Source organism: Faecalibacterium intestinale, from assembly GCF_040096575.1.
In the GTDB taxonomy this organism is placed as follows: domain Bacteria; phylum Bacillota; class Clostridia; order Oscillospirales; family Ruminococcaceae; genus Faecalibacterium; species Faecalibacterium intestinale.
This window is the reverse complement of sequence record NZ_JBBMEN010000038.1, coordinates 1-10,071: the sequence shown is the minus strand read 5'-3', so window position 1 is coordinate 10,071 and position 10,071 is coordinate 1. Positions and strand designations below refer to the sequence as shown.

Genomic DNA, 10,071 nt, shown 5'->3' with positions numbered 1-10,071 from the left:
GTAAAGAACACGGAAATGAAAAAAGGAGCGAATGCACTTATGAAAAGCAAGATTATTGGTGTCTGCCCGAACTGTGGTAAGCCTGTCGTGGAGCGTGAAAAAGGCTGGTTCTGCGAGAACCGGGAGTGCCGTTTTGTCCTGTGGAAGGACAATGCGTTCTTCAAGCGTCTGGGCAAGCGGCTGGACGCTCATGTGGCGGACAAGCTGCTGCGGGATGGTCGTGTCCGCTTGAAGGACTGCAAGAGTGCCAAGGGCAAGACCTACAATGCCACCGTGCTGCTGTCCTGTGAAGCCGATGGCCGCAGCAAGTTTTCTCTGGAATTTGAAGGTGGGTGCTGATGGAGCAGAAAAAAGAAGCGGTCTACCTTATCAACGATGAACGCTATCTCCACCTCCGGGAAAACGGTGCAGGCGTCGGCTTTGCCACCTACAACAAGGTAACTGGTGAGCCGCTGGAAAGCGGGCAGATCTCGGAAAAGAACCTGCCGCCCGATGGCAGGAACGCCATTTCTGCCGCCCGGAACTGGTATCTGTTTGAACTTTCGGACGATGACCGCAAGGTCATCCAACAGGAAAGCGTAAAGATCCTCGAAAACATCCCGCAAGCTGGTATCGGCAGACGGCGCATCTGGGAGCCGGAAACGCTGCCGAAGGATATTCGTCTCATCAACAGCCACTATGATGACCTCTATCGCATTCCAGATGGCGGCGTGATTCAGGTGGATTACCCGGATGGGCGCAGTTTTACGGCACGGGTGGAGCATCTGGATGATTACCACTTTGACGTGGGCGGTTTGGGCAATGTGTTCCACATCTGCCAGTTTGCCGAGGTCATGGAGCGGAACCATGCCGACTTCTACCCGGAGATTCAGACACAGGACGAGCAGGCGGCGTGGGAACTGGGCGGCAAAGGCTACCTTGCAATCCAGTCCTGTGAGGATGGATGGGATTACACCCTCTACCACAGCGATTATTCTGTGATGGACGGTGGGCAGCTGGATGCCCCGGAACTGACCATTCAGGAAGCCCGTGAGCAGATTCTGGAAGCACACCACATGGAAAAGGGCCGGCGGCTACTGCAGGACTACGATGCAGTCATGGATAAAGTTGCGGAAGCCGAGGAACTGAGTGCAGACCATCGCCCTTCCACACTGGAAAAGCTGGCAGAACTGGCAAGTGATACGTCTGCGCCAAAATCCTCTGCACGTTCTGCACCGGAACTGTGAGGTGGACGATGCAGCAAAAATGGAACCAGAATTTTGACGGTGAACCCATGACAGACATCCCGCAGAAGTTTCTGAACGCAGGGTGCGATGTTTATATGGTGATGCAGTTGCGACATGACGAAAAAATCCTCGATGAAAGATTTGCTTCCATGCGGGAACTGCATCGTCGTGGCAAAACGCCAGACCCGGAGCATTATGAGGTCACCTACTATGCTGATTTGCCCGCCATGTGGCAGGATGTGCCGAACAACGAGATTTTGGAAGAACTATTTCAGATGTTCAACCTCTCCCGTCCGCAAGATTTTGAGGGACACAGTCTGTCGGTTAGCGATGTGATCGCACTCAAACGCAATGGCGAGGTGTCTGTGCATTATGTGGACAGCATCGGCTTCAAAGATTTACAGGGGTTTCTGGATACAAAGCCGGAGCACTCTTCTGTTCTGCAAATGCTCAAGGAGAAGTGCGATGCCCCGGAGTGCAATCCTACCGTCTGCCGGAAAGCGAGGGATGGACATGAACTTTGACCATGAAGAACTGATGCTGATGATGCTCTACAACACCGGCACCCGGCTGGGGCTTATCCATGAACTGCGGCTCATGCAGTGCTACCTGATGCCCGATGAGACCGCCCTGCGGGAGTTGTCGGAAGGTGTTATCGAGAAGCTGAAACTGCTGACCGATGCCGAGTTTGCCGAGTTGGAATTTCCGCTCGACTGACTTTTGCCGCCTGCGGGCGGCATACATATTCTCTTTTACAATGCCATTTGGTGTGGTATACTGAACTCGACAACTCGGAATTTTCTCAGGAGGCTATAAAAATATGATTGGAAGAATTTATCATGTTGGATTGACCGTTTCTGACTTGGATCGCTCGGTTGCTTTCTACAGAGACATCCTTGGACTTGCGTTTCAAGGAGAGATTTTTATGGAAGGCAAAGAAACCGATAAAATGTTTCGCAAGTCGAATTGCAAAGCAAGGGTCGCTTATTTGAACGGTTCTAAGGCTATTGAAACGCCACCGGTCGAGCTGATTCAGTTCGTAGATAGCGAGATCCATAAAGAACAATCAGATTTGTTTACGACATCCATCTCGGAAGTATGTTTCTATACGGATGACATTGATTCTGTCTATAAAACCCTTATCGAAAACCATGTTGAGTGCTTATCTGAACCGCAGTATTTCGACTTTAGAGCAAATGGATTTGGGGAGAGCCGAGCTTTTTATTTCAGAGACCCGGATGGCATTATCCTTGAAATGATGCAAACTCTTTGATAAGAAATCATAGGTATAGGAAATTGCCAACTTCCTGTTTAAGAGGATCAGCCGATGGATAAAACATTTCAGAAATTATTACAGACTGACATTGATCTTTCATCCTTAGGCGTAGAACGCCGTACAGATAACGAACCGTATTTTTGCACACCAAAGGGTGCGTCTGTATTTGGTTGGACCGGTGTGGATGGAATCCACTTCTGTTTTGTTCGTGGCTTTGGCGGTATGGTTTTTGCTGTCAGCCCGGCGAACACATTTCCAAACTATGTTCATCCGTTGGCAAAAAATTTCGCTGATTTTCTGCGGCTACTGCTTGCCTGCGGCGATGTGGCAGCATTGGAGCAGGCATGGATGTGGGATAAGGCACAATTTGAAACCTTCTTACAGGACAACCCTCCCACGCAGGAGCAGCAGGAAACCCTTGCGCTTGTCGCTACGAAATTAAAGCTGATGCCAATGGAGCGGCCATGGGCATATATCAAAGAGCTTCAGGCATCTTTTGATTACAGCAAAATCAAGTACACCAAAGAATATTACGATGTTGTGGACCAGAACGCAAAACCAGCTATCCCGGAGTGGAAAGTCTACTTTGAGGGAAACTTCTGGGGACATTCGGGAAAAGAACGTGCCGGAACAGAAGTCCCCTTGAATCAGCAATTTGAATGGGCCGGGCATCATTGGATCATTCCTGCGGCGTATTCGTGCAGCAAGGGGTTCGTTGTGGACTTTTGTATGCGTACCCCGGAGGAAGACATTCGCAAGTTCATGACTAAATGGGATTTACACCCCGAAAACGACTCTTGTGAATACTTCACGCAGGAGCAGCAACTGCAAATAGATTTAGAAAATCCACTTTGTCTTGACTTTATTCCTCGTTTGGAATTGAACGGGAAAACAATGCTGACCTCCCACGGTTGCTCGGTGGTCTTTAATCCATGTTTGCCAGACGGGATGATCAATGAAGCGGAAGCAAAGTGGGCATTGGAACACTATGATTTGGATACATCCTATGGGTGGATGATTTTTCGGGCGGCATTTCCGTGGACAAGCAAACGCCGTCCCGAAATAAAATCCCTCTCCCTTACGATGGAGCAACGGCCATGCCGTGTGCCGGGACCACATTTCCAGACACACGCTCCCGGTGATTCGTTTTCTTTCCTCCATCCGGTCAGCGGAACAAACTATACATTGACCGTGCAGGAAATAGAGCAACAAACAATTCCTCAAAAGTGTTTCGGTTCTGACCGCTGGGTTTATCCGACACATTTTACCGTCATACGTTATACGCTTTTCCCTGAATCGGAGGAAGATATCTCGATTTGTGATTGCTGCGATGGAGATAAGCCTATGGAAATTGCTGTGGAGGGAGACTCCTTCACGCCGGAAACCTAAAATAATGCTTGCGTAGGCATTATCGGTGGAGCTGACGGACCAACAGTGATTATGACTGGAGAAAAATCACAAGGCAGGCTTTATGCTGCTTGCTCAGCACTGCACTTTGAGCCGGTTCGGGATGATGTAGAGTGGTGCACAATGTTCAGTATTAAGAATTTTGATGAAACGACGATCAACCTTATATAACAGGAATACGATGACGACTTTCAGTTTGTCGATGGTTGTCAACTGGGATAATGTCATAGGGCATTGTTCCGAAATTTTTTCATAACCCGCAAAAAGTGGGCTTGATAGAATGCTTCCATTCATGCTATAAACTACCATAGATTCCATAAGCGAGTGACCTGAAAAGGCCGCTCGCTTTTTTGTTTACAACGAGATTGAAGGGAGGAACGCTATGCCAAGCAAAACCGAAGAATATCTCGCCCTTGCCCAGCGCACGGCGAATGGTCTGACCCGGTACTGGGAAAGCTGGACGGACTATTTGACCACTGCATCCCGGCTGTACAAGTACCCCTTTGCAGACCAGCTCATGATCTACGCCCAGCGGCCTGATGCCACTGCCTGCGCCAGCTTCGACATCTGGAACAATCGCATGAACCGCTATGTCCGGCGCGGCTCCAAGGGCATCGCACTGTTAGACCAGTCCAGCAGTGTGCCGCGTCTGCACTATGTCTTTGATGTGAGCGACACCGGGGTGCGCCGCAATTCCCGTGACCCGGAGGTGTGGCAGCTCGGCCCCGATCTGATGCAGCCTGTGTCGGAAATGATTGCCAGAGAGTACGGCGTTTACCATGAAAGGCTCAGCCAGCAGATTTCTGACCTGACGGGCAAGCTGGTGGATTCCTATTGGGACAACAACAGCGGCGACATTCTCGACATCGTTGACGGTTCGTTCCTGATAGATTATGATGAAGCCGGACAGGAGTTCCAGTTCAAATCTGCCGCCGCAATCAGCATCCTGTATACGGTTCTGGAACGCTGCGGCCTTGAGCCGGACGGTCATTTTGACCGTGACGATTTTCAGGCCATCTTCTCTTTTTCCACGCCTGCCGCCGTGTATGCGCTGGGCACCGCAGTCAGCGAATGCAGCCGGGATGTGCTGCGCAACATCGAACGAACCGTAAAAACGACAATCCGCCGCCGCAATGTAGAAAGGAGCCAGTATGAATATGAACAGCAGGAACGTGACCTACTCGACCGTCGGGGACTACCAGCTCCCGAACCTGACCCTGCCCCAGCAGGAGAAAGCACTGGGCAAATACGGCAGACTGCGCCGGACTTACCTGATGAAGCATCGCCCGGTGCTGTACAATTCGATGCTCCTGTCGGGGACTCTGCATCCGCACCTGTTGGAAGTGGAACAGACGGCAGAGAGCCGGATGCAGCAGACCATGCAGGAACTGCTGAAGCAGAACCCGGCTCCGAACAAAGAGCGGCATCAGATGGAGTGGGTGCAGCACATGAACAGCCTGAAAGCACAGGCCGAGGAACTGGTGATGAACGAGCTGATTTACAGCTAAGTTTCTTCGATGTGGCTATTCCCACCGAAGCCGAACAAATTGAATCCATCGACCAAGCGGAGAGCGAAAAATCGCCCTCCGCTTTTGTTTTGTCTCAGGCCGAGATTGAAAATGCGCTGCGGAGAGGTTCCAATTTTGAAGATAGCAAACTTCGGATATGGCAAATTTATCAGATGCAACCTGACCGAAAGCTCCGGGCAAAAGCTCTCGCCAAAGAATACGCACCATACGGCCCCGGTGGTTCCTCGCACACTTATCTGGACGGAAGCAGTGGTTGGCTTGACCATGACAGCAAGGGGCTGACGTTTGAGCATTATCCCGACCATCGGAAAACGCTCCTCCGCTGGGATCGGGTTGAAAAGTATATCGACCTGATGATTCAGTCTGACCGCTACCTGTCGGACAAAGAAAGAAGAGCCAGCGACTTTCCCCTTGAACTGAACGCCGCCAGTGCAGCCGAATACACTGCATTAAAGGCGCAGCACCCGGATACTCTGGTTGGATTTGAAGCTGGCGGCAATTTTATGTTCTATGGAGAAGATGCTGCCAAGGTCGCAAAAGTTCTCAACAGTGCTTTGTTTACGAGAGAAACAGCACTGGGCGAAGTTCAGGTCACAGGCTTTCCACCTAGCTTATGGGCAAGAAAGTCAAAAGAATTGTGGTCTGCGGGCAACGATGTTTACCTTGCCGGATTGAACGAAGATGGGACTCATCACCAGACTAAACATCTGCACAAAGAGGACTATCTGCCCATCGGCTCCATCATCAATATGGATGGCCGGAAATTTCGGATTGACGGAGTGGATTTTGATAAGGGCAAGGTTTCCTTGCAGGATATGGCACTGGCCGACCTGCGGATGCCAATTTTTCGGGAAGAACCGCTATCTGTTGTCCGGGAATTGTACGAACAGCAGGACGAGGCCCTTGACGCTGCTCCCGAAAAGGCCGTTGATTATAAGGTCGGGGACGATGTTATCGTTGACCTTCCTACCCGAACCATCGAAGGCAAAATCGGCTATGTAGGCGAAACGGATGTGCGCATCGACACCAGTGCGCAGGGCTATTCGTGGAGCAACGAGGTGCTGAACAAACAGCAGTTCGAGGACAGTCTGCGACGGGATGAGCCTACGTCTGATGAATCACTGGACAAGCTGCCTATCTCTGGGGAGGTCAACGGCGAATGGAAGACCTTCCCGGATGCCGCTGCCTTGGATGAAGCCCTGAATGCCGAACCTGCGCCGGAGCCTGCCGGGAACTTCCACATCACGGACGACCATCTGGGCGAGGGCGGTGCAAAACAGAAATACGCCCGGAACATTGCAGCTATCCGCACTTTGTTCCAGTTGGAGCAGGAAAACCGTGGAGCCACCGCCGAGGAACAGCAGATTCTTTCGCAGTATGTCGGCTGGGGCGGTCTGCCAGACGCTTTTGATGATAAAAAAGATAGCTGGGCAAAGGAGTATACCGAACTGAAAGGGCTGCTCTCCGAGGAAGAATATGTTGCCGCCCGTGCCAGCACCCTGAACGCACACTATACTTCTCCAGTGGTGATTCACTCTATTTATGATACCGTGGAGCGTATGGGATTCCGCAGCGGCAATATTTTGGAGCCGAGCATGGGCGTGGGCAACTTCTTTGGAATGCTGCCGGACACCATGCAGGACAGCCGCCTGTACGGTGTAGAACTGGACAGCATCACAGGCCGCATTGCGCAAAAGCTCTACCCGGAAGCCAGCATTAAAGTTGCCGGATTTGAAACCACCGACCGCCGCGATTTCTATGACCTTGCCGTGGGTAATGTTCCTTTTGGCCAGTACCGGGTAAACGACAAGGCGTACAACAAATTCGGTTTCAGTATCCACAACTATTTCTTCGCCAAGGCCATCGACCAAGTGCGACCGGGCGGCATCGTGGCCTTCGTCACCAGCCGCTACACGCTGGACAGCAAGGATTCTTCTGCCCGAAAGCACATTGCCGAACGTGCTGATCTGCTGGGTGCTATCCGGCTACCGAATACTGCGTTCAAGGCAAATGCAGGAACAGAGGTCGTCAGCGACATTATCTTCCTGCAAAAACGTGACCGCCCCATCGACCATGAGCCGGACTGGATACAGCTCGGCAAAACGGAAGATGGCTTTACCATCAACAGCTATTTTGTAGACCACCCGGAGATGGTGCTGGGCGAACTGACCACCGAAAGCACCCAGTATGGCCGTGAGGAATGCACCGTGCGCCCCATTGAGGGTGCAGTGCTGGCAGACCAGCTTGCCGAAGCTATCCAGCATATTGAGGGACTGTACACGGAAGTTGAGGTCGAAACACCAGATATTGCGGATGCAGAAAATGAGCGACACATTCTCCCTGCTGACCCGGATGTGAAGAACTTCTCCTACACCGTGGTTGACGGTGAAGTGTATTACCGCGAAAATTCTGTTATGACACAGGTGGAGCTTTCCGACACCGCCAAAAGCCGTGTGACCGGGATGGTGGAGCTGCGGCAAATCGTCAATGAGTTGATTGACCAGCAGCTAAACGACTACCCGGATGCCGACATTCAGGCTACGCAGGAAAAGCTGAATGCCGCCTACGATGCCTTTTCTGCAAAATACGGCTTGCTGAATGACCGCAAAAACGGCAGATTATTTGAGCAGGATTCTTCTTACTATCTGCTGTGTTCTCTGGAAAATCTGGACGATCAGGGGCAGCTCAAAAGCAAGGCGGCGATGTTCACCAAACGCACCATTCGCCCGGAACGTACTGTCACCAGCGTGGACACTCCCACGGAAGCGCTTGCAATTTCCATCGGAGAGCGTGGCCGGGTGGATTTGCCCTATATGGCAGAGCTGCTCGGCACTCCCGGCGACTATGAGCGAATCACCAGCGAACTATCCGGCGTGATCTTCAAAGATCCTGCCGCCGACCCTACCGACCCCGAAGCGGGCTGGCAGATGGCAGACGAGTACCTGTCTGGCGATGTTCGGGCAAAGCTGCGGATGGCGCAGTTTGCGGCAGAGACCAACCCGGAATTTGCCGTCAATGTGGATGCACTGACCAAGGCGCAGCCCAGAGAACTGGAAGCATCTGAAATTGATGTACGGCTGGGTGCTACTTGGCTGGACCCGGACATTATCCAGAAGTTTATGACCGAGACGTTCCAGATCCCCTACTATCTGCGCCATGCAGTCAAGGTGAGATATTCTCCCTATACTGCAGAATGGCGTGTGGAGGGCAAAACTGCCACCGGGCGGGGCGATATTATCTCCTCCGAGACCTACGGCACCAGCAGAGCCAACGCCTACAAGATTCTGGAAGAAACTCTGAACCTGAAAGATGTCCGCATCTACGACACCATCGAGGATGCCGAGGGCAAGCCAAAACGTGTGCTGAACAAGCGAGAGACCATGCTGGCGCAGCAAAAGCAACAGGTCATCAAGGATGCTTTCGCCAACTGGGTCTGGCAGGACCCCCAGCGGCGCATTGCGCTGGTGAAGCAGTACAACGAGCTGTTCAACTCTACTCGTCCCCGTGAATACGATGGAAGCCACATCAAATTCGTGGGCATGAACCCGGAGATCACCCTCCGGGAACACCAGCGCAATGCCATTGCCCATGTACTTTATGGCGGTAATACGTTGCTTGCACACGAAGTTGGTGCAGGCAAGACCTACGAAATGGCGGCATCCGCTATGGAAGCAAAACGCCTTGGTTTGTGCCAGAAAAGCCTTTTCGTAGTGCCAAACCATCTGACGGAGCAATGGGCTTCGGAGTTCCTGAACCTCTACCCCAACGCCAAACTTTTGGTGGCACGGCGCAAGGACTTTGAGACCGCCAACCGCAAAAAATTCTGCGCCCGCATCGCCACCGGCGACTACGATGCCGTCATCATCGGGCATTCGCAGTTTGAGCGCATTCCGCTGTCCTTTGAACGGCAGGAGCGCATTATTCAAGAGCAAATCGACGAGACCCTAGCCGCCATCAACGAACTGAAAGCCCATGCAGGCGAGAATTTCAGCATCAAACAGATGGAAAAGACCCGGAAAACGCTGGAAACTAAGCTGGAAAAATTGCGCTCCGATGAGCGCAAAGACGATGTGATTACCTTTGAGCAACTGGGCGTTGACAGGCTCTTTGTGGACGAGTCACATTTCTACAAGAACCTCTTTTTGACCACAAAAATGCGGAATGTCGCAGGATTATCCACCAGCGAGGCGCAGAAATCTTCCGATATGTTCGGCAAGTGCCGCTATTTGGATGAGATCACCGGCGGGCGCGGCGTGGTGTTCGCCACGGGAACGCCCGTGAGCAATTCCATGACCGAGTTGTACACGGTCATGCGCTACCTCCAGTACAGCACCTTGCAGCAGAAAAAGCTGACCCACTTCGACTGCTGGGCATCCACCTTTGGTGAGACCACCACCGCCATCGAGCTTGCCCCCGAAGGTACAGGCTATCGGGCGAGAACGAGATTTGCCAAGTTCTTCAACCTCCCGGAACTGATGTCCATGTTCAAGGAGGTTGCGGACATTAAAACCTCTGACCAGCTTCATTTGCCGGTTCCCGAAGCGAAGTTTGAAACGGTGGTGGCAAAGCCGTCCGAAATTCAAAAGGAAATGGTGCAGGAACTGAGCAAACGTGCCGCAGATATCCACTCCGG

At 52.0% G+C, this 10,071-nt stretch carries 6 protein-coding genes and 1 pseudogene; all 7 read left to right on the top strand.

The window, feature by feature from the left end; all coding sequences use genetic code 11:
- Positions 1 to 39: 39 nt before the first annotated feature.
- On the top strand, positions 40 to 339 hold the full coding sequence (locus WMO20_RS13840) for a hypothetical protein (RefSeq protein WP_349187247.1): 300 nt from the start codon (positions 40 to 42) through the stop codon (positions 337 to 339).
- On the top strand, positions 339 to 1,226 hold the full coding sequence (locus WMO20_RS13835; protein ID WP_349187245.1) for an LPD16 domain-containing protein: 888 nt from the start codon (positions 339 to 341) through the stop codon (positions 1,224 to 1,226). The genes WMO20_RS13840 and WMO20_RS13835 overlap by 1 nt, the downstream gene beginning before the upstream one ends.
- A gap of 8 nt (positions 1,227 to 1,234) precedes the next feature.
- Positions 1,235 to 1,750, top strand: a complete 516-nt coding sequence (locus WMO20_RS13830) for a YodL domain-containing protein (RefSeq protein ID WP_349187243.1) — start codon at positions 1,235 to 1,237, stop codon at positions 1,748 to 1,750.
- Positions 1,740 to 1,943 carry a transposon-transfer assisting family protein gene (locus WMO20_RS13825; protein WP_117533916.1) on the top strand — a complete coding sequence of 68 codons (204 nt, stop codon included), beginning with the start codon at positions 1,740 to 1,742 and terminating at the stop codon, positions 1,941 to 1,943. Before WMO20_RS13830 ends, WMO20_RS13825 begins: the two co-directional genes overlap by 11 nt.
- A gap of 103 nt (positions 1,944 to 2,046) precedes the next feature.
- Positions 2,047 to 2,499 carry a VOC family protein gene (locus WMO20_RS13820; protein WP_005945543.1) on the top strand — a complete coding sequence of 151 codons (453 nt, stop codon included), beginning with the start codon at positions 2,047 to 2,049 and terminating at the stop codon, positions 2,497 to 2,499.
- Positions 2,500 to 2,553: 54 nt separating this feature from the next.
- Positions 2,554 to 4,080 (top strand): annotated as a pseudogene (locus tag WMO20_RS13815) (hypothetical protein).
- A gap of 211 nt (positions 4,081 to 4,291) precedes the next feature.
- Positions 4,292 to 10,071 (top strand): helicase-like domain-containing protein (locus WMO20_RS13800; protein ID WP_494337721.1); only part of this gene is annotated, 5,780 nt, incomplete at its 3' end.

Bases quoted from the DNA above. Each gene is read 5' to 3' on its own strand.
- WMO20_RS13820 (WP_005945543.1), top strand. From the start codon at position 2,047: ATGATTGGAAGAATTTATCATGTTGGATTGACCGTTTCTGACTTGGAT.
- WMO20_RS13825 (WP_117533916.1), top strand. From the start codon at position 1,740: ATGAACTTTGACCATGAAGAACTGATGCTGATGATGCTCTACAACACC.
- WMO20_RS13830 (WP_349187243.1), top strand. From the start codon at position 1,235: ATGCAGCAAAAATGGAACCAGAATTTTGACGGTGAACCCATGACAGAC.
- WMO20_RS13835 (WP_349187245.1), top strand. From the start codon at position 339: ATGGAGCAGAAAAAAGAAGCGGTCTACCTTATCAACGATGAACGCTAT.
- WMO20_RS13840 (WP_349187247.1), top strand. From the start codon at position 40: ATGAAAAGCAAGATTATTGGTGTCTGCCCGAACTGTGGTAAGCCTGTC.